This window comes from Embleya australiensis (assembly GCF_051903075.1).
Classification (GTDB): domain Bacteria; phylum Actinomycetota; class Actinomycetes; order Streptomycetales; family Streptomycetaceae; genus Embleya.
The window spans coordinates 2805752-2831233 of record NZ_CP182422.1; the positions used below are offsets into that span (position 1 = coordinate 2805752).

16 protein-coding genes and 1 riboswitch are annotated in these 25482 nt (G+C 71.1%); of the genes, 9 read left to right on the forward strand and 7 right to left on the reverse strand.

Annotated features, from left to right (window positions below):
- Positions 1-21 precede the first annotated feature (21 nt).
- A complete protein-coding gene (locus ACMXN5_RS11840; RefSeq protein WP_439675225.1) occupies positions 22-1590 on the reverse strand; it encodes a serine/threonine-protein kinase in 1569 nt (522 codons plus the stop codon).
- 314 nt (positions 1591-1904) lie between these two features.
- On the opposite strand from ACMXN5_RS11840, the gene ACMXN5_RS11845 reads away from it, so the two are divergent.
- On the forward strand, positions 1905-4523 hold the full coding sequence (locus ACMXN5_RS11845) for an FHA domain-containing protein (RefSeq protein WP_439675226.1): 2619 nt from the start codon (positions 1905-1907) through the stop codon (positions 4521-4523).
- Positions 4524-4631: 108 nt separating this feature from the next.
- Here ACMXN5_RS11845 and glyA read toward each other — a convergent pair whose 3' ends face one another.
- Complete coding sequence (gene glyA / locus ACMXN5_RS11850) at positions 4632-5882, reverse strand: serine hydroxymethyltransferase (RefSeq protein WP_439675227.1); 1251 nt, start codon at positions 5880-5882, stop codon at positions 4632-4634.
- 30 nt (positions 5883-5912) lie between these two features.
- Positions 5913-6000, reverse strand: a riboswitch (ZMP/ZTP riboswitch).
- A 159-nt stretch (positions 6001-6159) separates the two neighbouring features.
- On the opposite strand from glyA, the gene ACMXN5_RS11855 reads away from it, so the two are divergent.
- The 5 genes from ACMXN5_RS11855 (at position 6160) to ACMXN5_RS11875 (ending at position 11632) form a co-directional block, all read left to right on the forward strand.
- Positions 6160-7371, forward strand: a complete 1212-nt coding sequence (locus ACMXN5_RS11855) for an ABC transporter ATP-binding protein (RefSeq protein ID WP_439675228.1) — start codon at positions 6160-6162, stop codon at positions 7369-7371.
- Entirely contained in the window at positions 7368-8711 is a 1344-nt protein-coding gene (locus tag ACMXN5_RS11860; protein WP_439675229.1) for an ABC transporter substrate-binding protein, read from the forward strand. Before ACMXN5_RS11855 ends, ACMXN5_RS11860 begins: the two co-directional genes overlap by 4 nt.
- 9 nt (positions 8712-8720) lie before the next feature.
- Complete coding sequence (locus ACMXN5_RS11865; protein ID WP_439675230.1) at positions 8721-10082, forward strand: ABC transporter permease subunit; 1362 nt, start codon at positions 8721-8723, stop codon at positions 10080-10082.
- A gap of 53 nt (positions 10083-10135) precedes the next feature.
- Positions 10136-10996, forward strand: a complete 861-nt coding sequence (locus ACMXN5_RS11870) for a carbohydrate ABC transporter permease (protein WP_380003143.1) — start codon at positions 10136-10138, stop codon at positions 10994-10996.
- A gap of 210 nt (positions 10997-11206) precedes the next feature.
- Positions 11207-11632 carry a hypothetical protein gene (locus tag ACMXN5_RS11875; protein WP_439675231.1) on the forward strand — a complete coding sequence of 142 codons (426 nt, stop codon included), beginning with the start codon at positions 11207-11209 and terminating at the stop codon, positions 11630-11632.
- 79 nt (positions 11633-11711) lie between these two features.
- Here the strand turns inward: ACMXN5_RS11875 and ACMXN5_RS11880 are convergent, their stop codons facing one another.
- A complete protein-coding gene (locus ACMXN5_RS11880; RefSeq protein WP_439675232.1) occupies positions 11712-16595 on the reverse strand; it encodes an NAD-glutamate dehydrogenase in 4884 nt (1627 codons plus the stop codon).
- A gap of 401 nt (positions 16596-16996) precedes the next feature.
- Here ACMXN5_RS11880 and ACMXN5_RS11885 point away from each other — a divergent pair, with 401 nt between their 5' ends.
- Positions 16997-17560, forward strand: a complete 564-nt coding sequence (locus ACMXN5_RS11885; protein ID WP_126643598.1) for a DJ-1/PfpI family protein — start codon at positions 16997-16999, stop codon at positions 17558-17560.
- Between the two features lie 16 nt (positions 17561-17576).
- Here the strand turns inward: ACMXN5_RS11885 and pruA are convergent, their stop codons facing one another.
- Genes pruA through ACMXN5_RS11900 form a run of 3 tightly spaced genes read right to left on the reverse strand, consistent with a single transcriptional unit; the run spans position 17577 to position 20395 of the window.
- The gene (pruA, locus tag ACMXN5_RS11890; protein ID WP_439675233.1) at positions 17577-19205 is read right to left on the reverse strand and encodes an L-glutamate gamma-semialdehyde dehydrogenase; all 1629 of its coding nucleotides are present in this window, start codon (positions 19203-19205) and stop codon (positions 17577-17579) included.
- Positions 19206-19250: 45 nt separating this feature from the next.
- Positions 19251-19910 carry an HAD family hydrolase gene (locus ACMXN5_RS11895; RefSeq protein ID WP_439675234.1) on the reverse strand — a complete coding sequence of 220 codons (660 nt, stop codon included), beginning with the start codon at positions 19908-19910 and terminating at the stop codon, positions 19251-19253.
- 26 nt (positions 19911-19936) lie between these two features.
- Positions 19937-20395 (reverse strand): DUF6912 family protein, encoded by a 459-nt coding sequence (locus ACMXN5_RS11900; protein ID WP_439675235.1) that lies wholly within the window; start codon positions 20393-20395, stop codon positions 19937-19939.
- A gap of 241 nt (positions 20396-20636) precedes the next feature.
- Here ACMXN5_RS11900 and ACMXN5_RS11905 point away from each other — a divergent pair, with 241 nt between their 5' ends.
- A complete protein-coding gene (locus tag ACMXN5_RS11905; protein ID WP_439675236.1) occupies positions 20637-21263 on the forward strand; it encodes an Rv3235 family protein in 627 nt (208 codons plus the stop codon).
- Between the two features lie 761 nt (positions 21264-22024).
- On the opposite strand, the gene secA is transcribed toward ACMXN5_RS11905, so the two are convergent.
- Entirely contained in the window at positions 22025-24793 is a 2769-nt protein-coding gene (secA, locus tag ACMXN5_RS11910) for a preprotein translocase subunit SecA (RefSeq protein ID WP_395789926.1), read from the reverse strand.
- 139 nt (positions 24794-24932) lie between these two features.
- Here secA and ACMXN5_RS11915 point away from each other — a divergent pair, with 139 nt between their 5' ends.
- On the forward strand, positions 24933-25463 hold the full coding sequence (locus tag ACMXN5_RS11915; RefSeq protein ID WP_439675237.1) for a GNAT family N-acetyltransferase: 531 nt from the start codon (positions 24933-24935) through the stop codon (positions 25461-25463).
- Positions 25464-25482: the final 19 nt, after the last annotated feature.

Here is a 25482-nt window from a genome sequence, read left to right on the forward strand (position 1 = left end):
CGACCGGGGGATGACTTCGCGTCAGTTCTTGCCGCCACCGCCGCTGCCGTCGCCCTTGTCGCCGCCGTCGTTGCCGGTGACGAAGTCCTTGACGTCGTCGTACCAGCCTCGAACGGTATCGAAGGTGTCGATGGCGGAGTTAACCCAGTCGTGCAGCGGGCTGAACCAGTAGACGGCGAACAGGACCGCGCCGATGATCACCAGCCGCAGCAGGCAGCCGACGCCGCAGCCCACGCCGGGGATGCTGGTGAGCCGGAACCGCCGCCGGCGCGGCTCGCGTTCGCGGCGGTCGCGCGGCTCGCGCTCCCTGGGCTCCTCCGGCTCGCGCACGGCGCGCGGTCGGCGCCGGGGCTCACGTTCGGCCGCCTCGTCGCGGTGGTAGCGCGACGGGGGCGGTGGGGGCGGCGGCGGGCCGGGATCGGCCTGCGCGGGCGGGCCGGGCCGGTTGTGCATCGGCTCGGCGTAGGCGGGCGGCGGGTGGTTCGGGGCCTGCTGCGCCGGTTGTCGCCGCGTGGGCGGCGGTTGTTGCGGTTGCGGGTAGCCGGGCGGCTGCGTGCTCATCACCCGGGTCGCGTTCGGCGACGCGGGCGGTACGGGCGGCGTCGGCGGCGGGGTGGTCGGCGCGCTCGGGTAGCCGGCCCGGGTCTGCGGGAGCGCGCGGGTGGCGTCGGCGGCCCCGCCGCCGGCTCGGGCGCCGAACGCGCTCGCGGCCAGCACCTGTGCGATCGAGCCGTCGTCGGGTCGCGCGCCGGAGACCACGTCGGCGGCCATCCGCAACGCGCGGCCGAGACCCGCCGCGTCGGGCCGCACCTCGGGCTGCTTGGCCAGACAGCGCTCGGTGATCAGCCAGTAGGCGTCGGGCATGCCCGCCGGCCGCGCCGGGATCTCGGTCAGGTGGTGGTGCAGCAGCGCGATCGGGTTGGTGTCGCGGAACGGCGGGTGTCCGGCGACCAGTTCGTAGAGCACCACGCCCGCCGCGTAGACGTCCACGGCGGGGGTGAGCGGACGCCCCTCGGCGGTCTCCGGGGCCACGTAGCTGGGGGTGCCGACCAGTTCGTGGGTGCGGGTGAGCGCGGGCGAGTCGGCGAGCCGGGCGATGCCGAAGTCGGTCAGCATCGGGTAGAGCGAGTCGCCGTTGCGGGCCAGCATGATGTTGGCCGGTTTCAGGTCGCGGTGTATCACCCCGTCGGCGTGTGTCACGCTCAACGCGTCGCAGATCTGAGCCATCGTCAGCGCCGCGGGGGCGGCCGGGAGCGGGCCGTTGTCGCGCAGGTAGGTACGCAGGTCGGGACCGTCGATCAGGTCCATCACCAGGGCGAGCGTCTCGCCCTCGACGACGAGGTCGCGCACGTGTACGAGGTTGGGGTGGCGCAGGTTGAGCAGCAGTGAGCGCTCGCGCAGGAAGCGGGTGACCACGTCCGGGTCGGTACCCAACTCCTCGCGCAGCACCTTGACCGCGACCACCTCGCCGGAGTCGCGCACGCTCGCGCGCCAGACGGTGCCACTGGCTCCGCGCCCCAGGGTCTCCTGGAGCAGATATTTGCTGCCGACCGGCCGGTCCACGCCGCTCCCCACTGTCCTGTCCGCCACCTGGGCGGTGGTGCCGGGTTGCCTCCCACCCTAGGTGGTACTCAGGTACGGACGCATCGACCGCAGGTACGGTTCGGCCGCCCGGTTCGAACCTTGTCCGATCGGGCTCTCGGCGGATACTCGACACGGGTCGACGTCGTGGGGTCGGCGCGGTGGGGGTCGGGATCGCTTCCGTGTTCGGGCGATTCGCCGGCGACCCGGTCGTTTGCGGTCGAAATTCGGACAAGAACCTTCGTCCGTCCGGCCGTGGGCGACATGACGGTCGTGGGTGCGAGGATGCCTCTTGTTTTCTGCTCGGAGGAGGGAGGGCGCGCATGCAGATCCGGCTCACCGTGCACGGACCGCAGCGGACCGGACCGGGCGCCGACGTGCTCGTCACCGCGCCGTCCGGAACGACCTTCGCGGGGATCGCGGGCGCGCTGCGGACCGCCTCCGGCACCGACGGCCAACGTTTTTGGGTGGGCGACGTGCGGCTGCGCGACGACACCCCCGTGGGCCGACCACCCCTGGTGGACGGCGCCCTGGTCACCGTCGACGCGCTCGGCTCCCCCTCCCCCTCCGCCGGGTCCGCGCAACTGCGGGTGGTCGGCGGGCCGGACGCGGGCGGCGTGCACCTGCTGCACCAGGGCGGGGTACGGATCGGCCGCGCGCCCGAGGCCGAGGTGCGGTTGGGCGATCCCGACCTGTCCCGGCTGCACGCCGAACTGTGGATAGAGCCCGGTCGCATCCGGGTCGCCGACCTCGACTCGACCAACGGCACCACCGTGGACGGCATGCCGGTCGGGCGCGAGCCGGTCGACCTGCCGCCGGGATCGTTGCTGCGGGTCGGCGAGTCCACCCTGCAGACGTTCCTGCCCCAGCCCTACGGCTCGCCCGACGACGCCTCCGGCGCCCCGGCGCGGGCCGACGGCACCGGCCACATCGAGGTCCGCCGGGTCGCCCGCGCGCAGTTGCCGGTGCCCGCCCGGGCCCGGTTCGAACTGCCCGAGGAGGCACCGGGCCGGCGCCGCCCGTTCGCGCTGCGCCGCCGGGCCGGCGGGACCGAGCGCGAGACGATCGAGGCGGCGGCCCGCTCGGCGCTGCTCGACGAGGTGCGCTGGCGCCGCGACCAGTCGCCCGACCCGGCCACGCTGCTGCTCGACGCGCTGGCCACCGGCGAGCCGGGCCCGGTGGGCCGGTTGTGGGAGCGCGCGGCCGGCCACCCGGAGGCGCTGAGCGTGCGCCTGGGGGTCGGCGACCTGCCGTCGCGGGTGACCCTGGTGGAGCCGCCGACCTCGGCCGGCGACGGCGCGGAGCGCAGGCTGACCGCGTTCTCCGTACCGGTCACCGTCTCGCTCAAGGACACCGTCCTCGGCCTGGCCGGGCCACGTCTTCGGCTGCTCGGTCTGGCCCGCTCGGTGGTCGCCCAACTCGCCGGGCTGCACGGGCCGCAGGACGTCGAACTGGTCGTGCTGTGCGCCGACGGCGCCACCGCCGCCGACTGGTCCTGGGCCCGCTGGTTGCCGCATCTGCGGCCGGGCGAAGGCCAGGACTGCCGGCTCCTGGTGGGCCTCGGCCCGGAGCAGGTACTGGCTCGTGCCGGCGAACTGCTCGACCGCATCGACACGGCCGAGCGGGTGCCGCTCCGACGCACCGTGGTCGTGCTCGACGGCGCCGGCCGACTGGCCGCCCGGCCGGAGATCGTCCGGCTCCTGGTCGAGGGCCCCGCGGCCGGCGTCCACGCGCTGTGCCTGGACGAGCGGGCCGAGGACCTGCCGGCGCAGTGCTCGGCGGTGGCCCACGTCACCGGTGAGGTGGGCACCCGGATCGACCTGATCGGACCGGGCACGCGTCGATTGACCGACGTGGTCGCCGACGCGGTGTCCTCGGCGTGGGCGGACCGCTTCGCCCGCGCGCTGGCCCCATTGCGCGAGGCCACCCGCCGGGTCACCTCGCCGCTGCCCGAGTCGGTCCGCCTGCTCGACCTGCTCAACCTGGACCTGCTCACCCCCGCCAAGCTGCTCGCGGGCTGGCGCGAGGCGGGCCACTCGCCGCGCGCGGTGCTCGGTTCGGACGCGCGCGGGGCGATCACCGTCGACCTGTCCGCCGAGGGCCCGCACGTGGTGATCGGCGGGGCCGCCCGCTCGGGCCGCTCCGAGTTGCTGGCCTCCGTGTTGTGTTCGCTCGCGGTGGCGAACCGGCCCGACGAGTTGGCCATCGCGCTGGTCCGGGGCCCCGAGGGGCTGTCCGACCTGCCGCACGTGGTGGGCTCGCCGGCCGACGTCTCGGCCACGGGCGACGCGATCGCCGCCGTGCGCGACGAGTTGGACCGCCGCGAGGGGCTGCTGCGCGGCACCCCGTTCGAGGCGTATCGGGCGGGTCCGGGCGGGGCGCTGCCCCGGCTGGTGGTGGCGGTGGACGACATAGACCTGCTGGCCGAGTCGTACCCGGGGTGCGTCAAGGGCCTCGCCGACGTGGCCCACCGCGGCGGCGCGCACGGCGTACATCTGCTGGTGACCACGGGTCGGCCCGCCCGGAGCCTGGAGATCGAGGCCGCGGCGGGCGCCGAACTGCGGATCGCCCTGCGCGTGGACGATCCGCAGTCCTCCCGCGTGCTGATCGACGTCGAGGACGCGGCGGGCGTGGACGAGGACTACCCGGGTCGGGGTTTCGTGCGCGGCCGCGACGGCGCGGTGATCCCCTTCCAGGGCGGCCGGGTGACCGGCCGGATGCCGCGCACGGCGACCCTGCGCCCCACCGTCGTCCGCCAGGAGTGGCAGGAGATGGGCAACCGCCTGGCCCGCCGCCCCACCCCGGTCGGCGGCGGCAACGGCCCCACCGACCTGGCCCTGCTCACCGGCGCGGTCCGCCGCGCCGCCGAACAACTGGGCACCCCGCTGCAATCCCGCCTATGGCCCAGAGCCCCTTTGCACCTGACCCAAAAAGCCCGGTAGCCACCAAGCCCCACAGGCCGAATCGCCGCCCCGAACGCAATAACCCGCAGCCCGAACACCAAAACGTCACGGGTGGAGCGGGTGGGTAAACCAACCCGAGCCCACCAACTACACAGCCAACCCCGGCGCCGGAAACCGCCCCAAAAACTCCCGCACCTCACCCCGCACGCGAGACTCCTCGCCCTCCGACCCCCCGACCACCCGATCGATCCACCCGGCGACCAACGCCATGTCCTCCACCCCCACGCCGCGCGACGTGAGCGCCGGCGTCCCCAGTCGAATCCCCGACGGATCGAACGGCGACCGGGTATCGAACGGCACCGTGTTGTAGTTGACCACGATCCCCGCCCGATCGAGCGCCCGCGCCGCGACCTTGCCCGGCACCCCACGCCGCGTCAGGTCCACCAGGAGCAGATGCGTGTCCGTCCCACCCGACACCAACTCGAACCCGCGCGCGGCCAGTTCCTCCCCCAGCCGCTTCGCGTTCGCCACCAGCTGCCGCGCATAGGCCCGGAAGTCCTCCGTCGCCGCCTCGCGCAGCGCGACCGCGATCGCCGCCGTGGTGTGGTTGTGCGGCCCTCCTTGCAGGCCGGGGAAGACCGCCTTGTCGATCGCCTTGGCATGCTCGGCGCGACACATCAGCATCGCCCCGCGCGGACCCCGCAGCGTCTTGTGGGTGGTGGTGGACACCACGTCCACGTGCGGGACCGGCGAGGGGTGCACCCCCGCCGCGATCAGCCCGGCGATGTGCGCCACGTCCGCGACCAGGATCGCGTCCACCTCGCGGGCGATCTCCGCGAACGCGGCGAAGTCCACCGTGCGCGGCACGGCCGTACCGCCGCAGAAGATCAGCCTCGGCCGCTCCCGCAGGGCCACGTCGCGCACCTCGTCGAGGTCGGTACGCCCGGTGTCCGCGCGCACCCCGTAGCGCACGCCCCGGAACCACGTCCCGGTCGCGGACACGCCCCAGCCGTGGGTGAGGTGTCCGCCGCTCGGCAGCGCCATGCCCAGCACCGTGTCGCCGGGCCGGGCGAAGGCGAGGTAGACCGCGAGGTTGGCCGGCGAGCCCGAGTAGGGCTGCACGTTGGCGTGCTCCACGCCGAACAGCGACTTGGCCCGCTCGCGCGCGATGTTCTCGATCGGGTCGACGTTTTGCTGGCCCTCGTAGTAGCGCCGGCCGGGATACCCCTCGGAATACTTGTTGGTGAGCACCGTCCCGGTCGCCTCCAACACAGCGGCGGAGACGTAGTTCTCACTCGGGATCAGCCGCAGCGTGTCCTGCTGCAGGGCCTCCTCGGCCCGCACGAGCGACGCGATCTCCGGGTCGGTACGGCCGAGTTCGACATGACGGTCCATCATTCCTCCGGCTCGGTTCACAACGGGATGTGAGCCGGGTGCCCAGGCGGACGACACCTCGTCGGCGGAACCACCGCTCCCCCGTGGTCATTCCACGTGTACGCCAGTCGCGGCACGGTCAGCATACGGAGCGCGACCGGCATCCGTCCCGCCATTACGCACTGATGATCGAAAGTCACGAATAAGGCTCGTTGCGTGGGGCAGGGCTTGTGGCGAACGCCACACCAGGCGTACGACAGGACATCGGAAGGCGACATCTGTCCACCCTCGGGGGAAATTCGTGGCGGAAGTGGTTCTGGATGGGGTCGGAAAGGTTTACACCGACGGCACGAGAGCGGTCACCTCGCTCGATCTGAGCGTTTCGGACGGGGAGTTCCTGGTATTGGTCGGTCCGTCCGGATGCGGCAAGACCACCGCGTTACGCATGGTGGCCGGCCTGGAGGAGATCAGCGAGGGCACGGTCAGCATCGGGGATCGGGTGGTCAACCGGATCCCCTCGCGGGATAGGGACGTGGCGATGGTGTTCCAGAGCTACGCCCTGTATCCGCATCTGAACGTGCGGGACAACATCGGATTCGGGCTCAGATTGCGGAAATTGCCCAAGGCGGAGATCCGCGAGCGGGTCGACCGGGCGGCGCGGACGCTGGGACTGGCCGAGCACCTGGGCCGCAAACCGCGCCAACTCTCCGGCGGACAGCGGCAACGGGTGGCGATGGGCCGGGCGATCGTGCGTGAGCCCCAGGCGTTCCTGATGGACGAACCGCTGTCCAATCTCGACGCGAAGCTACGCGTGCAGATGCGCGCCCAGATCGCCCGGCTGACTCGCGAACTCGGCGTCACCACGCTGTATGTGACGCACGATCAGACCGAGGCGATGACCCTCGGCGACCGGGTCGCGGTGATGAAGAAGGGGGTGCTCCAGCAGGTCGCGCCACCCCAGGAGTTGTACGACCACCCGGTCAACCTGTTCGTGGCGGGCTTCATCGGCTCGCCCGCGATGAACCTGCTCACCGGCGAGTTGACCCGCGACAAGGCGGGCGACTTCGCGGTGGGTGTGGGCAGTCAGCGGTTGTCCGTGCCCGCCGAGGTACTCGCCGCCCGGCCGGCGCTGGCCGGATACGCCGGGCGGTCGCTGATCGTCGGCATCCGCCCCGAGGACCTGCACGACGCCGCCCTGGAGGGCACCGAGCCCGCGCCGGGCGCGGTGTTGCGGGCCGAGGCCGACCTGGTCGAGGCGATGGGTTCCGAGGTGCTGGTCCACGTGAGCGTGGACGCGCCGCCGGCGGTGACCGAGGACGTTCAGGAACTGGCGCGCGACGTCGGCGCGGAGGAGCAGGTGCCCGATCCGGACGCGGCGCACTCCGAACTCGTGGCCCGCTTCGGCCCGCGCACCCGTGCCCGCGAGGGCGCGGGCGTGGTGATGCGGGTGGCGACCGACCGGCTGCACTTCTTCGACCCGGAGACGGGTCTGTCCATTACGGAGGATGCGTGAAGCGGCTTGTGGGCGCCTTGGCGGTCGCCTCGATGCTCGCCATGGGTCTCGCGGCCTGCAGCGACGACGGCGACGGCAAGGACAAGAAGAGCGACTCGACGCCGAGCGGCGGCGGTGCGCCGGTACCCAGGCTCGACGGCACCACGGTGAGCGTCGCGGCGGTATGGACCGGTGACGAACAGGCCGCGTTCAAGAAGGTGCTCGCCGACTTCGAGAAACGTACGGGGGCCAAGACCGAGTTCATCCCCACCGGCGACAGCGCCTCCACGTTCCTGGGCCAGCGGGTCGAGGGCAACGCGCCGCCGGACGTGGCGTTCCTGGCCCAGCCCGGCGTACTCCAGCAGTTCGCGCAAAAGGGCTGGATCAAGCCGCTCGCGCCGGACGTCCAGCAGACCGTGCAGGCCAACTTCTCCGGCCAGTGGCAAAAGCTCGGCTCCTACCAGGACAAGCTCTACGGCGTGTACTACAAGGGCGCCAACAAGTCGCTGATCTGGTACAACGCCAAGGTCTACGAGAACGCCGGCGCGACCGAGGCGAAGACCTGGGACGACCTGCTCAAGAACGCGGGCCTGATCTCCGACTCGGGCACACCGCCGTTCGCGATCGGCGGCGCCGACGGCTGGGTGCTCACCGACTGGTTCGAGAACATCTACCTGAGCCAGGCGGGCCCGGAGAAGTACGACCAACTGGCCAAGCACAAGATCCCGTGGACCGACCCCTCGGTGAAGGCCGCGCTGGAGACGCTGGCCCAGGTCTTCGGCAAGAGCGACTGGTTCCCCGGCGGCTCCGGCGGCGTGCTCCAGACCGAGTTCCCCGCGTCCGTACCGCAGGCGTTCGGCGATCCGCCGAAAGCGGGCATGATCGCGGGCGGCGACTTCATCGGCACCAACATCATCAAGGACACCAAAGCCAAGATCGGCGCCGACGCGAAGTTCTTCGGCTTCCCCGCGGTCGGCACCGGCAAGGCGCCGGTGGTCACCGGCGGCGACGTGGCGGTGGCGATGAAGGACTCCCCCGGCGCCCAGGCGCTGCTGAAGTACCTGGCCTCGCCGGACGCGGCCAAGGTGTGGGCGCAGCAGGGCGGTTACCTCTCGCCGAACAAGAACCTGGACTTCGCGGCGTACCGCGACGACACCACGCGCGGGATCGCGAAGAACCTGATCGCGGCGGGCGAGGACTTCCGCTTCGACCTCTCCGACCAGACGCCGGCGGCGTTCGGCGGCACCAAGGGCGAGGGCGAGTGGCGCGACCTCCAGGACTTCCTGCGCAATCCCTCCGATGTCGCGGGGGCGCAGGCCAAGCTGGAGGCGGACGCCGCCAAGGCCTACTCGGCCGGGTGATCGACGGCCATGAGTGACAAGGCACCCGCACAGGTCGCGGTGCCCGAGAAGACAAAGCCGACGCCCGCGCGCGAGACGCGCGGGCTCGGTTCGGGCACCCTGCTCGGCTGGCTGTTCCTGCTCCCGGCCGTCGTCATGCTCGCCGTCCTGGTCGCCTATCCGATCGTGTGGTCGCTGATCCGCAGCCTGTTCGGCGCGGACGGCTGGTCGGACTTCGTGGGGATCGACAACTACAAGGAACTGTTCACCGACGACAACACGTTCACCGCGCTGAAGAACAACCTGATCTGGGTCCTGGTGGTGCCCGCCGCGGTCACCGCGCTCGGCCTGGTCTTCGCGGTGCTCACCGAACGGGTGCGGTTCGCCACCGCGTTCAAGCTGATCGTGTTCATGCCGATGGCGGTGTCCATGCTGGCCGCCGGCATCACCTTCCGGCTGGTGTACGACCGCGACCCGGACCAGGGTGTGGCCAACGCGGTGCTGACCAGCGTGCACGACGTGTTCGGCGAGGGCGCGCCCTATCCCGGCGCCCGCCCGCGCAACGACGCCGTACTCACCCCCCAGGGCGGCGGCTTCGTGACCAAGGCCGGCACCGCGGCCGACGGCACCGCGCTGCTGCCGCTGGTGGCGCTGCCCGCGGACAAGATCCCCGGCGACGCGCAGAACGCCCGGCCCGGCGTGCCGCCCGCCGGCGGCCTGGGCGGCGTGGTCTGGGTCGACTTCAGCAAGGGCAACGCCGGCAAACCCGGCGTGGTCGACCCGGGCGAGAAGGGGCTGCCGGGCGTGAAGGTGGAGGCGGTCCGGGGCGGACACACCGTCGCGAGCGCGACCACCGGCAAGGACGGCTCGTTCACCCTGCCCGCGTCCGCCGCCAAGGACGGCCCGGTGCAACTGCGCCTGGCCGCGTCCAACTTCGCCAAGTCGTTCGCCGGCTACGACTGGCTCGGGCCGAACCTGATCACCGCCGCGATCATCGGCGCCTACATCTGGATGTGGGCCGGCTTCGCGATGGTGCTGATCGCCGCGGGCCTGGCCGCGATCCCCCGGGACGCGCTGGAGGCGGCCCGGGTGGACGGCGCGACCGAGTGGCAGGTCTTCCGCCGGGTCACCATCCCGCTGCTCGCGCCGGTGCTCGTGGTGGTGATGGTCACCCTGGTGATCAACGTGCTGAAGATCTTCGACCTGGTGTACATCATCTCGCTGGGCTCGTCGCAGAAGGAGGCCAACGTCCTGGCCCTGCAGATGTACATCGCCTCCTTCGGCGGCGGCAACAACCAGGGCCTGGGCAGTGCCATCGGCATCCTGCTGTTCCTGCTGGTGCTGCCGGCGATGTTGTTCAACATCCGTCGCTTCCGAAGGGAGAACCGGTGAGCGCGCCCGCGGCCCCCGACCTGACGAAGCCCGCCCCGCCGCCACGACCGGAGATGGGGATCAAGCGCGGCCTCGCCTCGCGGATCGTCGGCCGCACCGGCGGCGGCCTGGCGGCGGTCCTGCTGGCGCTGATCGCGCTGTTCTGGCTGATGCCCACGTTCGGCCTGCTGGTGTCCTCGCTGCGCGATCCGCAGGAGATGAGCAAGTCCGGGTGGTGGAAGGTGCTCGGCAAGCCGAGCGACCTGACCTTCTCGAACTACGACAAGCTGCTCGACAACAAGGACATGACCCGGGCGTTCCTCAACACGATCTGGATCACCGTGCCCAGCACGCTCCTGGTGATCCTGATCGGTTCGCTCGCCGCCTACGCCTTCGCCTGGCTGGAATTCCCCGGTCGGGACTGGCTGTTCCTGGTCGTCGTCGGGCTGCTCGTGGTGCCGGTGCAGGTGGCGCTGATCCCGATCTCGAAGTTGTACGGGGACACCGGGCTGTTCGGCACGATCACCGGTGTGGTGCTCTTCCACGTCGCGTTCGGCCTGCCGTTCGCCGTGTTCCTGCTCCGCAACTACTTCGCGGGCATTCCGCGCGATCTGCTGGAGGCCGCGCGGATGGACGGCGGTACGGATCTGACCATCTTCTTCCGGGTCATCCTGCCGCTGGGGCTGCCCGCGATCGCCTCGCTCGGCATCTTCCAGTTCCTGTGGGTGTGGAACGACATGCTGATCGCGCTGATCTACGCGGACACCGAATCGGCGCCGCTGACGGTGGCCCTGCAGTCGCAGTCCCGGGCGTTCGGCGCCAACATCGACGTGCTGGCCCCCGGCGCGTTCCTGTCGCTGATCGTCCCGGTGCTCGTGTTCTTCGGCTTCCAGCGCTACTTCGTGCAGGGCGTGATGGCGGGCGCCGTGAAGTAGTCGACCGGTGGGCGACGGCCGCGGGGCGGTCCGGTGACTTCCGGGCAACCGCCTCGCGGCCTCGGCGTTTCGTGCCGGACTCGTTACGGATACCGCCGTCGGGAACGCGATTCCGTATGGCATCGTCCGAAGGCGTAGGGTGCCACCCCTGTTGCGGGACCTGTTCGGGGGCGCATCAAACGGGGGGCAAAACGTCATTTCGGGGGAACAATGAGGGGAAGTCGTCAGATCGGTTTTCTCCGCACGCTGCTGATCGCACTGGTCGTCGAGACACTGCTGATGGGCGTGGGCGCGGGCGCCCTGGCGGTGATGTCGTTCGCGGTGCGCGACGACCGCAAGAGCCTGGAGGGGCTCGGCGATCTGCTGCTGGTCGCGTCGGTGTTGTGCGCGGGCATCGCGGTGATGTGCGGTTTCGGCGTGGTCGGGGTGCGCGACGCGCTGCGGCGCGGCACCGGCGCGCTGGGACGTGCGGCCGCGGTGGGCCTGATCCACGTGTTCGTCGCGCTGGTGGCGATACTGATGGCCTGTCCGACGTGGTCGATCCTGGTGGCCGGTGTGCCGGCGGTGGTCTATCTGCCGTGTTGGTGGGCCGTGCGCGAGCGCAGCCGGCACGAACTGCTCATGCTCGAACCGTAGAAGGCTCGCGAAACACACGCATCACAGGCCGCCGGCCCGGAACCCCGAGGGGTTCCGGGCCGGCGGTCGTTCGCCTCGGTCAGCTCTTGGCGCCCGTACGCAGCAGCGTGCGGATCACCCGCATGGCAACCGACAACGTCGCCAGGTCGTAGCTCTCCGCCTCCTGCAACTCCTCCAGCGTGGACCGCGCCCGCACCAGCACCGGCGCGTTCTTGTCCTCCCACGCCTTGAACCGCAGCTCCGGGGTGTCCTCCGGCTCGCCGGAGGCGAGCACGTCGGCGGTGAGCCCGGCCTGCGCCGCGTACAGGTCCTCGCGCAGCGAGGCCCGCGCCATCGACTTCCACCGGTCGCTGCGCGGCAGTTCGATGATCCGGTCGAGCAGGTGCGCGATCGGCAGCCGGTCGGCGATGTCGAAGTACACCTGGGCGACGTCGACCACGCCGCGATCGGATTCGGTCGCCACCTCGACGATGTCCAGGGCCGCGTACGCCGAGGACATCCCGGCCACCGCGGTGGCCAGTTCGGTGGGCACGCCCGCCGCGGTGAACTGCTCGTACAGCCCGTCCATCCAGGCCAGGTCCGAGCCGCGCAGCACCTTGGGCAGGTGTGCGACCACCTCGGCCACACCGTCGCGGAACAGCTCCACCTGCGCGGCGATGTCGATCTCGCGCCGGCTGCCCAGGAACCAGCGGGTGGCCCGCTCGATCAGCCGCCGGCTGTGCAGCCGCAGGGTGGTCTGCATCTCGGCCGGGACCTTGTTGTCCAGTGCCGCGATGGCGCCCATGATCCGGTCCGCGCCGAAGATCTCGCGCGCGGTGATGTGCGCCCGGGCGACCTCCTCCGCCGACGCGCCGGTCTCCTCGCGCATGCGGAACATGAACGTGATGCCGGCGAGGTTGACCACCTCGTTCACCACGACGGTGGTGATGATGTCCCGGCGCAGCGGGTGCCGGTCCATCTGCTCGACGAATCGCGCCCGCAGCGCGCTCGGGAAGTAGCGGTACAACTCCCGGGCCAGGAACGGGTCGTCGGGCAGGTCGGAGGCGATCAGGTCCTGGGCCATCACGATCTTCGTGTAGGCCAGGAGCACGGCCAGTTCGGGCTGGGTCATCGCCTGCCCGTTCTGCTGCCGCTCGCGGAGCTGACGATCCGTCGGCAGGAACTCGATCTCCCGGTCGAGGTGCCCGTCGCGGACCATCCGGCGCATGTACCGCATGTGCACGTGCAGCAGGCTGGACGCCTGTGCCACCGCGTTGGCCAGCGCCCAGTTCTGGCCGTAGTTGGCGGCCAGGACCAGCCGGCCGACCTCGTCGGTCATCTGCGCGAGCAGTTCGTTGCGCTGCTTGCCGGTCATGTCGCCGGCCGCGGTGACCTGGTTGAGCAGGATCTTGATGTTCACCTCGTGGTCCGAGGTGTCCACGCCCGCCGAGTTGTCGATCGCGTCGGTGTTGATCCGGCCGCCCGCGAGCGCGAACTCGACCCGGCCCAGCTGGGTGCAGCCCAGGTTGCCGCCCTCGCCGACGACCTTGACCCGCAGGTCGGCGCCGTTGACCCGGATGGCGTCGTTGGCCTTGTCGCCGACGTCGGCGTGCGACTCGCCGCTCGACTTGATGTAGGTGCCGATGCCGCCGTTCCAGAACAGGTCCGCGGGGGCCTGCAGGATCGCCTTCATCAGCTCGGCCGGGGTGAGCCGCACGAGCCCGTCGCGCAGTCCGAGGGCCTCGCGCACCTGCGCGCTGATCGGCACCGACTTCGCGGTGCGCGGGTACACGCCGCCGCCGGCCGAGATCAGGCTCGTGTCGTAGTCCGCCCACGAGCTGCGCGGCAGGTCGAACAACCGGCGGCGCTCGGCGAAGGAGACCGCCGCCTCCGGGTTCGGGTCCAGGAAGATGTGCCGGTGGTCGAACGCGGCGATCAGCCGGATGTGCTCGGACAGCAGCATGCCGTTGCCGAACACGTCGCCGGACATGTCGCCGATGCCGACGACGGTGAAGTCCTCGGTCTGGGTGTCGTGGCCCAGCTCGCGGAAGTGCCGCTTGACCGACTCCCACGCGCCGCGGGCGGTGATGCCCATGCCCTTGTGGTCGTAGCCGGCCGAGCCGCCGGAGGCGAACGCGTCGCCGAGCCAGAACCCGTACGACTCGGCCACCGCGTTGGCGATGTCGGAGAACGTCGCGGTGCCCTTGTCGGCGGCCACCACCAGGTAGGTGTCGTCGCCGTCGTGGCGCACCACGTCGGCCGGCGGCACGACCTCGCCGTCGACGAGGTTGTCGGTGATGTCGAGCAGGGCGCCGATGAAGGTGCGGTAGCAGGCGACGCCCTCGGCCAGCCAGGCCTCGCGGTCGCTCGGGTCGGGCAGTTGTTTGCAGACGAATCCGCCCTTGGCGCCGACCGGCACGATCACCGTGTTCTTGACCATCTGCGCCTTGACCAGGCCCAGGATCTCGGTGCGGAAGTCCTCGCGCCGGTCGGACCAGCGCAGCCCGCCTCGCGCGACCGCGCCGAAGCGCAGGTGCACGCCCTCGACCCGGGGCGAGTAGACGAAGATCTCGAACCGGGGCCGCGGCGCCGGCAGGTCCGGGATCTCGTGCGGGTCGAACTTCAGCGAGAGGTAGTCGTGCGCCTCGCCGTCCTCGCGGTGCTGGAAGAAGTTGGTCCGCAGGGTGGCCTTGATCATCGCCAGGAAGGAGCGCAGGATGCGGTCCTCGTCCAGGCTGGCGACCTGGTCGAGCGCGCCCTCGATGGCCTCCACGATGCCGTCCACCAACTCGGTGCCGGCCTGCTGGTGGCCGGGCGAGAAGCGGGCCTCGAACAGGTTCACCAGAAGTCGGGTGGTGTGCGGGTTGGAGACGAGGACGCCCTCGATGTAGTCCTGCCCGAAGGTGACCCCGGCCTGCCGCTGGTACTTGGCGTAGGCGCGCAGCACCATCGCCTGGCGCCAGGTCAGCCCGGCCCGGAAGACCAGCGCGTTGAACCCGTCGTTCTCCGCGCGCCCGGTCCAGGTCGCCGAGAACGCGTCCTGGAACAGATCCTTGACGTCCTCGGGCTGCCCGTACATCGCCGAGGCGTCGTAGCGCAGGCCGAAGTCGTACACCCACGCCACGGTGCTGTCGGCGCGGTGCAGCTCGTAGGGCCGCTCGTCGACGACCTCCAGACCCATCCGCTGCAGGATCGGCAACACCTCGGACAGCGAGACGTAGTCGCCGATGCGGTAGATCTTGAAGCGCCGCTCGCCCGGCAGTGCTCCTATCGGCTCGTACAGGTGGAGCGTGAAGTCCGCCTCGGGGGTCAGTTCCTCGACCCGCTTGAGGTCGGCGACCGCGGTCCGGGGCGGGAAGTCCGACTTGTATCCCTCGCTGAACGCGTGCGCGTAGCGGCGGGACAGTTCGGACGCGCTCTCCTCGCCGCATTCGGCGACGAGGGCCTCGCCGAAGTCGTCGATCCAGGAGCGGGTGGCCTCGGAGAGCAGGCGCTCGATGTAGTCCACGTCCGGGTCGCCGAGTTCGGCGCCGGTGGGCACGCGCACGGTGAAGTGCAGGCGGGCGAGCACGGACTCGGTGTTGCGCGCGGTGTAGTCGACGACGGAGCCGGCCAGCTCGGCGAGCAGGATGTCCTGCATCTTGAGCCGGATCTCGGTGGTGTACCGGTCGCGCGGCAGGTAGACCAGGGCCGAGTAGAACCGGCCGTACTCGTCCTTGCGCAGGAACAGCCGCAACCGGCGCCGCTCCTGGAGGTAGAGCACGCTGATCACGATGTCGTGCAGTTCGTCGACGGCGATCTGGAACAGGTCGTCGCGCGGGTAGGTCTCCAGGATCTGCAGCAGGTCCCGGCCGTCGTGGCTGACCGGCGGGAAGCCGGCCTTGTCGAGGACCGCGTGCACCTTGCGGCGCACCACGGGGATGCGCTGCACGCTGTCGGTGTAGGCGGCGGAGCTGAACAGCCCCAGGAAGCGCCGCTCGCCGATCACGTTGCCCGCGGCGTCGAACTTCTTGACGCCGATGTAGTCGAGGTAGGCCGAGCGGTGCACGGTGGCCCGCGAGTTGGCCTTGGTGAGGATCAGCAGCTGTTTCTCCCGGGCCTTGGCCCGGGCCTGGGTGGACAGTCGACTGAAGGACGCCGACAGGTCCTGGTCGGCCCGCAGGATGCCGAGCCCGGTGCCGGGCACCGCGCGCAGCACGTCCTCGTCGTTCTCGCAGACCAGGTCGTACTCGCGGTATCCCAGGAAGGTGAAGTGATCCTCGGAGAGCCAGCGCAGCAGCTCCCACGCCTCGCCGATCTCCTCCTCCGGCAGCGTCGCCGGCGGGTCGTTGGCGAGTTCGTCGGCCAGCCGCAGCGACGTGTCGCGCATCTTGGCCCAGTCCTCGACCACCTCGCGCACGTCGCTGATGATCCGCTGCAACCCGCTCTCCACCGCGCGCAGGTCCTCGCGGTCGGATTCCCGGTCGATCTCGATGTGCATCCAGGACTCGACCAGCGCGTCCTCGGGCACCCCGTGTGCGTCGGTGGTGTCCACGATCTCCAGCAGTTCGCCGGCGATGGTGCGCCTGACGATCAGCTGCGGGTGGATCACCACGTGGATGCTGCGTTCCTGGCGGGAGAGTTCGTTGGTGACCGAGTCCACCAGGAAGGGCATGTCGTCGGTGACCACCTCGACCACGGTGTGCCCCGATGCCCAGCCGTTCTCCTCCACCGTGGGCGTGTACGCCCGGACCCGCGCGGTGCCCTGGGGGCGCTGCGCCGCGAGTCGACAGTGCGAGATCGCCGCACCGTATACGTCGACCGGGTCGCGGTCGATCAGGTCGTCGGGTGCGGTGTGCCGGTAGTAGCGGGACAGGAGGACATCGAGGTCCACCCGGTTCGGGCCCTCGGGCCCGCCGCCTCCGTGCTGTGACGATGCCGCCCGTGCCGCGTCCGCCGCTCGGGCGAGAAGCTCCGCCTTCGCCTCGTCCAGCTTGCTCTGCATGATGCTGCCGCTCCTGTCGCGCGCCGTTGCGTGACCATTGCCGTCCCCGGGCGTGCCCGGCCGTGTACTGCGGGTACCCGCTTTGTCGCGAGTACCTGTTTCAGGCGACGTCGGCGCGTCGGTGGTGGTTCCGGGACTCCGTCGTCTCGGCCCGCGACCCGCACGGCGTCGCCGCATCGTCAGGCTACTCGCGTGGTCCTCGGCCGCCGAGAGGGGATCTCGGATCACCCTGTAAGTAATTTTCGGTTATGCCCGGACACCCCGTACCGCTCTTGCCCTGAGCCCCCCGGTTCCGAAGGGCCGGCGATTGCCCATTGCCCCGGGGCGGACGCTCGGGGCACCGTGGGTGCGGGAGCAACGACACGACGCGGGCGGACGAACTCGGTGGGGAGACGATCGTCATGGCCAAGAAGGTGCTGTTGATCACGGGCGACGCGGCGGAATCGCTCGAGGTGCTCTACCCCTACCAGCGGCTGCGCGAGGAGGGCTACGACGTGCACGTGGCCGGGCCCTCGCGCAAGAAGCTCAACTTCGTCGTGCACGACTTCGTCGACGGCTACGACACGTTCACCGAGAAGCCCGGCTACACGTGGCCGGCCGACTTCGCCTTCGTGGAGGTGCGACCGGAGAACTACGTGGCCCTGGTGCTGCCGGGCGGCCGGGCTCCGGAATACCTGCGCAACAACCCGGTGGTGCAGCGCATCGTGCGGCACTTCTTCGCGGCGGAGAAGCCGGTCGCGCAGATCTGCCACGGGCCGCTGGTCAGCGCCGCCGCGGGGGTGCTGAACGGGCGCCGCACCGCCGCCTACCCGGCGATCGCGCCGGACGTACGGGCGGCGGGCGCCACCTGGGTGGACGGCGAGGCGGTGGTCGACGGCACCCTGGTCTCCGCCCGCGGCTGGGTCGACCACCCGGCCTGGATGCGCGAGTTCGTCCAGGTCCTGCGCGCCAAGGCACCGGCCTGAGACCCGGGGCGTGCGCTCAGCCCATGTGCGGATAGCGGTAGTCGGTCGGCGCGTCGAACGTCTCCTTGATCGTGCGGGTGCTGGTCCAGCGCATCAGGTTCTGCATCGCGCCGGCCTTGTCGTTGGTGCCGGACGCCCGCGCGCCGCCGAACGGCTGCTGCCCCACCACCGCGCCGGTGGGCTTGTCGTTGAGGTAGAAATTGCCCGCCGCGAAGCGCAGGAAGTCGGTGCCCTGCGCCAACGCGCGCCGATCGCGGGCGATCACCGAGCCGGTGAGCGCGTACGGTGCGGCCGACTCCATCTGCCGGAGCATCGTGTCCCAGTCGCGGTCCTCGTACACGTGCACGCCCAGGAACGGCCCGAAGTACTCGGTGGTGAACACCTCGTCCCACGGATCCTCGGCGAGCACCACGGTGGGCCGCACGAACCAGCCCACCGCGTCGTCGTAGGTCCCGCCCGCGAGCACCCGCAGGCCGTCGGCGGCGTGCGCCCGGTCGATCGCCGCCTTGAGCTTGGCGAACGCGCGCTCGTCGATCACCGCGCCCATGAAGTGGCTCAGGTCGGTCACGTCGCCCATCGACAACCCGTCCACCTCGGCCAGGAACGCGTCGCGGAACTCGCTCTCCCAGATCGAGCGCGGGATGTAGGCGCGCGAGGCGGCCGAACACTTCTGGCCCTGGTACTCGAACGCGCCGCGCACCAGCGCGGTGCGCAACACGTCGTGGTCGGCGCTGGGATGCGCGACCACGAAGTCCTTGCCGCCGGTCTCGCCGACGATCCTGGGATAGCCGTGGTAGGCGTCGAGGTTGTCGGCGATGCCCCGCCACAGCCGCTTGAACGTCGCGGTGGATCCGGTGAAGTGCAGCCCCGCGAAGTCCGGGTCGGCCAGCGCCACATCGGACACCGCCACGCCGTCGCCGTGCAGCAGGTTGATCACCCCCGGCGGCAGACCGGCCGCCTCCAGCAGCCGCATCACGTGGTGCGCGGCCAGCGCCTGGGTGGGCGAGGGCTTCCACAACACCACGTTGCCCATCAGCGCGGGCGCGGTCGGCAGGTTGCCGGCGATGGCGGTGAAGTTGAACGGGGTGACCGCGTACACGAAGCCTTCCAGCGGCCGGTGGTCCAGCCGGTTCCACACCCCGGGGGAACTGCTCGGCTGCTCGGCCAGGATCCGCCGGGCGAAGTCGACGTTGAACCGCCAGAAGTCGATCAGCTCGCACGGCGCGTCGATCTCCGCCTGCTGCACCGTCTTGCCCTGGCCGAGCATCGTCGCGGCGGCGACGGTCTCGCGCCACGGCCCGGCGAGCAGGTCGGCCGCCTTGAGGATGATCGCCGCCCGGTCGTCGAAGTCGAGCGCGCGCCACCCGGGCGCGGCCTCCTTCGCCGCGGTCAGCGCGGCCCGCGCGTCGTCGTGGGTCGCGTTGGCGAGGGTGCCCAGTTCGCCCGCGCGCCGATGCGGCTGGACCAACTGCACACGCTTGCCCGCGCCCATCCGGTGTTCACCGCCGATGGTGTGCGGCAGATCCACGGGTGTGGCGGACAACGCGGCCAACCGCTCCTGCAGGCGGGCCCGCTCGGGGCTGCCCGGCGCGTAGCCGTGGACGGGTTCGTTGCTCGGCCGGGGCACCCGGGTCACAGCATCCATGGATGCGCAGTGCCCACGAACCGGACAATCGATGCGCGAGGGTGGTCAGCGCACGTAGGTACGCGCGAGCTCGACCGCCTCGGCGAGCGAGTCCACCACGGGCACCCCGACGCCCTCCAGGCCGGCCCGCGCGTGCGAGCCGCCCGCGTACAGCACCACCCGCGCGCCCACGTGCAGCGCGGCCGCCGCGTCGTCGGCGGCGTCGCCGATCAGCACCACGTCGGCCGGGTCCCGCTCCAGCGCCGCCAGGTGCCGCACCAGGTGCTCGGCCTTGCCGCCGCCCGGCGGGCCCACCCGCCCGTCCACCCGCACGAACCGCTCCTCGATCCCGAACCGGCGCACGAACGGCATCAGCGCCTCGTGCGCGGTCAGCGACAGCAGCGACTGGGTACCGCCCTCGCGCTGCCAGGCGTGCAGCAGCTCGTCCGCGCCGACGGCGAGTTCGCAGCGCGCGCTGTGCAGGGTGTAGACCTCCTGGAAGGCCTGGTCGAGGCGGATCCACTCGTCCGCGTCCGGGACCCGGCCGACGACCTTCTCGTAGAACTTCGGCACCGGCACGCAGTAGAGCTCCCGATAACGCTCCAGCGTCATCGGTGGCAGTCCGATCAGCGCGAACGAGGCGTTGGTGGCCTCGATGATCGCGTCCAAGTCGTGGAACAGGGTGCTGTTCCAGTCCCAAACCAGGTGCGGATTCCGATGCGTCATGGACCTTGATTGTGCCGTGCCGGCCGTCACAGCAGGTCGGCCAGCTCCTGTGTCGCGAACCACAGCAGCTCGTGCTCCTCGGCGGCCTCGATCAGCTCGTCGGTGAGCCCGCCCGCCAGCGCCGCGGCGACCGCCTCCTCCGCGTCGGCGGTGTCCATGTGCACGGCCGCGATCCGCTTGCGCGGCACACGCGCGTCGACCAGGACCGCGCCCGGGCCGTCCTCCCGCTCGGCCACCAGCGTGTCCGGCACGTCCGCCGCGAGCACGACCCGACGCACCGCGCCCGGCTCGGCCGCGAGCAACCGCAGCGAGCCCTCGGCGGCGCGGGTCAGCGCGCCGTACTCCAGCTCCTCCTCGTCGTCGCTCCCGTACCACGCGCGAAACGCCTCGGTGACCGCGTACGCCGGCAGCGGCGCCGACTCGATCCCGCCGGCGGCGTGCACCGCGGCCAGGCCGGCGGGCGTCGTAGGGATGAACACGCGCATCGGGCGACTCCAATCGAGTGAAATCCGGACACTCCTTCGGGGACGAAGAGCGCCGAAACCAGGGCCGACCCGGCGCCACCACGCGTGAGTCGACGCGCGTCAGCGTAATCGCAGCGGTGTCCAGACGAATGGTTGACCGCACGGCGCGGGCCGGCTAGGAAGTGCCTGCACACGTCCCGGTCGGGGGAACGAGCGGAACGGGTGCGCCACAACCGTCACATCCGCTTCACGGGGAGGACCCATGGTCCACACGAACACCGGCTCGCCACCACGCCTGTACGTGGTCCGAGCCCCCGCCGGCGAAACCCCCTTCGACACCGCGGCCGTCGCCGAGGTGATCCCGCTGCGCCCACCGGGCCGCGTCACCACCCTGACCCACGGCAACCTGGCCCACGCCCCGCACCCGCTGCCCCACCTGCTGCCCCACCCCGAACACGGATCCGACTCCCGGCCCGGTTTCCGCCCCGCGCCGCAACGCGACCCGCGGCCCGCGCTGCGCCTGGTCCCCGCCCTGGCCGAACCGGACCCGACCGAGGCCCGGCTGCGCTCCCAACGGCTGGCCCACGCGCTGGCCGAGATCGCCTCGGGCCGACGCGCACTCACCCAGCTGCGCCCGTACGCCTCCGCGCCCGTCTACGGCACCACACAACACCTGATCCGCCGCCTCGCCGCCCGCCGAGTCGGACACCTGCGAGTGGAGTCCTGCGGCGGCCACGCCCCCGCCGAAGGCATCGCCGAGGGCTACGCCCGCCTACGCGCCCCATCCTGGGTCCTCACCGTCGCCTTCCGCCTGGAACGCGACGCCCCCACCCGCCACCCCACCAACACCTGGCTCTGCACAGCCCTGGAACACGACGACCTGGCCTGAAAACAAAGAGGGCCCGAACCAACCCAGGTCCGGGCCCTCACCCACGCACCATCCCCCGCGCAGGGCGCGGGGCGCGGGGCGCGGGGCGCGAGGCGCGGGGCGCGAGGCGCAGGGCGCGAGGCGCGAGGCGCGAGGCGCAGGGCGCGAGGCGCGAGGCGCAGGGCGCGAGGCGCGAGGCGCAGGGCGCGAGGCGCGAGGCGCAGGGCGCGAGGCGCAGGGCGCGAGGCGCAGGGCGCGAGGCGCGAGGCGCAGGGCGCAGGGCGCGAGGCGCGAGGCGCAGGGCGCAGGGCGCGAGGCGCGAGGCGCAGGGCGCAGGGCGCGAGGCGCGAGGCGCAGGGCGCAGGGCGCAGGGCGCAGGGCGCGAGGCGCGAGGCGCAGGGCGCAGGGCGCGAGGCGCGAGGCGCGAGGCGCAGGGCGCGAGGCGCGGGGCGCGAGGCGCAGGCCCTCAAGCCCTACGCCACCAAACTCCAGCCCGTCCGGCGCTTGAGGACAGCAGGCCGCAGGCCGCCAAAGCCCGACCGAACCCACCGCCCACGACCACCGCCAACCAGCGCCCCCTCAGTCCGTCCGGCGCATGAGGACCCGCAGGCCGCCAAGCCCGACCGAGCCACCATCCACGACCACCGCCCACGGCGCCCTCTCAGCCCGTCCGGCGCTTGAGGACCGGCGGGCCGCAGGCCGGCCAAACCGACCCACGACACCGCCTACGACCACCGGCCAACCAGCATCCCCTCAGCCCGTCCGGCGTATGAGGACCCCGCCTACTTCTTCTTCCGCTTCGCCCGCTGCGCCCGCCGCCGCTCGGCCCGCGTCGCGCCCTCTTCGACCTCGTCCGCGTCCTCGTCGAAGTTCTCCTCGGAGGTGATCACACCACCCTCGCCGTCGATCGTGGGCGCGCTGTACTGCAGGTGCGCCGGCCGCTGGGGCGCGTCCAGCCCCTTCGCGTGGATCTCCGGCAGCGGCGCGGCCTTGTCGATCGAGATGCTCGGCGCCTCCGGCACCTGCTCGATCTCGACCTCGACGTTGAAGAGGTAGCCGACCGACTCCTCCTTGATGCCCTCCATCATGGCGTTGAACATGTCGAAGCCCTCGCGCTGGTACTCCACCAGCGGGTCGCGCTGCGCCATCGCCCGCAGGCCGATGCCCTCCTGGAGGTAGTCCATCTCGTACAGGTGCTCGCGCCACCGGCGGTCCAGCACCGACAGGATGACCCGCCGCTCCAGCTCGCGCATGACCTCCTCGCCCAGCTTCTCCTCACGCAGCGCGTAGGCGGCCTGGGCGTCGGCCCGGAGCAGTTCGACCAGCTGCTCGGTGTCCAGCTCCGAGCGGTCGCCGAACTCCTCCTCGACCTCCTCGATCGTGATGCTGACCGGGTACAGCCGCTTGAGGTTGGCCCACAACTTCTCGAGGTCCCACTCCTCCGCGAAGCCCTCGGTCGCACCGTGCACGTACGCCTCGACGGTGTCGTCGATGAAGTGCCCGATCTGCTCCTGCAGGTTCTCCCCCGCGAGGACCCGGCGGCGCTCGCCGTAGATCACCTCGCGCTGGCGGTTCAGCACCTCGTCGTACTTGAGCACGTTCTTGCGGATCTCGAAGTTCTGCTGCTCGACCTGGGTCTGCGCGGACTTGATCGCGTTCGAGACCATCTTCGACTCGATCGGCTGGTCCTCGGGCACGTTGGCCAAGGTCAGCACCCGCTCGACGATGTTGGCCTTGAACAGGCGCATCAGGTCGTCGCCCAGCGACAGGTAGAACCGCGACTCGCCCGGGTCGCCCTGGCGCCCGGAACGACCGCGCAGCTGGTTGTCGATCCGGCGGGACTCGTGCCGCTCGGTGCCGAGCACGTACAGCCCGCCGAGGTCGGAGACCTCCTCGTGCTCCGCCTTGACCGCCTTCTTGGCCTTCTCCAGAGCCTCCGGCCAGGCCGCCTCGTACTCCTCCGGCGTCTCGGTCGGGGTCAGCCCGCGCTGCGCGAGTTCGGCCGCGGCGAGGTGGTCCGGGTTGCCGCCGAGCATGATGTCGGTGCCTCGGCCGGCCATGTTGGTGGCCACCGTGACCGCGCCCTTGCGGCCGGCCTGCGCGACGATCTGCGCCTCGCGCTCGTGGTGCTTGGCGTTCAGCACCTCGTGCGGCACGCCGCGCTTGCGCAGCTGGGCGGACAGGTACTCGGACTTCTCCACGCTGGTGGTGCCGACCAGGACCGGCTGGCCCTTCTCGTGCTTTTGCGTGATGTCCTCGACCACCGCGTTGAACTTGGCCTCCTCGGTCTTGTACACGAGGTCGGACTGGTCCACGCGCTGCACCGAACGGTGGGTGGGGATGGGCACCACGCCGAGCTTGTAGATCTGGTGGAACTCGGCGGCCTCGGTCATCGCGGTACCGGTCATGCCGCCGAGCTTCTTGTACAGGCGGAAGAAGTTCTGGAGGGTGACGGTGGCCAGGGTCTGGTTCTCGTCCTTGATGTCCACCCCCTCCTTGGCCTCGATCGCCTGGTGCATGCCCTCGTTGTAGCGGCGACCGGCGAGGATGCGGCCGGTGTGCTCGTCGACGATCAGCACCTCGCCGTCCACGACGACGTACTCCTTGTCCCGCTTGTACAGCTCCTTCGCCTTGATGGCGTTGTTCAGGTAGCCGACCAGCGGGGTGTTGACCGCCTCGTAGAGGTTGTCGATGCCCAGGTAGTCCTCGACCCGGGCGACGCCGGACTCGTGGATGGCGACGGTGCGCTTCTTCTCGTCGACGTCGTAGTCGCCGGTCTCCTCGATGCCCTTGAGCGGGTTCGCGGCCTCGCCGCGCTTGAGCCGCTTGACCATGGTCGCGAAGTCGGCGTACCACTTCGTGGCCTGGTCGGCCGGGCCGGAGATGATCAGCGGGGTGCGGGCCTCGTCGACGAGGATCGAGTCGACCTCGTCGACCACGGCGAAGAAGTGGCCGCGCTGCACCAGCTCGTCGGCCGACCACGCCATGTTGTCGCGCAGGTAGTCGAAGCCGAACTCGTTGTTGGTGCCGTACGTGATGTCGTAGCCGTACGCCTTGCGCCGCTCGTGCGGCGGCATGTTGGCCAGGATGCAGCCCACGGTCAGACCGAGGAAGCGGTGCACACGACCCATCCACTCCGAGTCTCGCTCGGCGAGGTAGTCGTTGACCGTGACCACGTGCACACCCTCGCCGGCGATGGCGTTGAGGTAGGCGGGCAGGGTGGACACGAGGGTCTTGCCCTCGCCGGTGCGCATCTCGGCGATGTTGCCCAGGTGCAGCGCGGCACCGCCCATCAGCTGCACCTTGTAGTGCCGCTGACCGAGCGTGCGGCGCGCGGCCTCGCGCACCGTGGCGAAGGCTTCCGGCAGCAGGTCGTCGAGGGTTTCCCCATCGGCGTAGCGCTGCTTGTACTCGTCCGTCAGCGCGCGCAGCTCGGCGTCGGAGAGGTCCTTGAAGTCGTCTTCGATCGACTCGATCTGATCTGCGATGCGGTTGAGCTTGCGCAGGATTTTGCCCTCGCCGGCGCGCAGGACCTTGTCGAAGATAGACACGCTGGATGAGCTCCTTGCCCGACGGCGCCCGCCCGCCTTTCGGACGTGACGGCACGGCGGGGCCCGTCCCGCCGATACGGCCATCGTATGCGAGGAGGCAAGCCCGGATCGAGCCTCGCGGGCCGGCACAGTGACCGGCATGGAACCTGTGGAGATCGCGGCGGGACGCTTTCAGCTCCGGCCCTGGAACGAACACGACGTCGACGTGATCGCCGGCGCGCTCGCCGACGAGCTGATCGTGCACCGCCCGCCGGTGCCCGAGGACGAGGATCCACACGCGTGGCTGGCCGCGCGCGAGCAACGATGGGCAAGCGGCGAGGGGCCCTCGTTCGCGGTGATGGACGCGGTCAGCGGCGAGGTCCACGGCCATGTCGCGCTGTGGAAGGTGTCGCCGCAGTGGCGCACGGGCGAGGTCGGCTACTGGACGCTGAAGTCCTCGCGCGGCCGGGGGGTCGCCCGGCACGGGGTCGGCGCGCTCACCCGCTGGGCGTTCGGCGCGCTGGATCTGCAGCGTCTGGAACTGCGCCACGCGGTGGCCAACTCCGCCTCGTGCGCGGTCGCGAACACGTCGGGATATGCACTCGAAGGAGTACTGCGGGGTTGCCTCACCGGCTTCGGCGAGGAGTTCACCGACGTACATCTGCACGCCCGGCTCGCCACGGACACCTGATGCGAACACACGTTCTAAG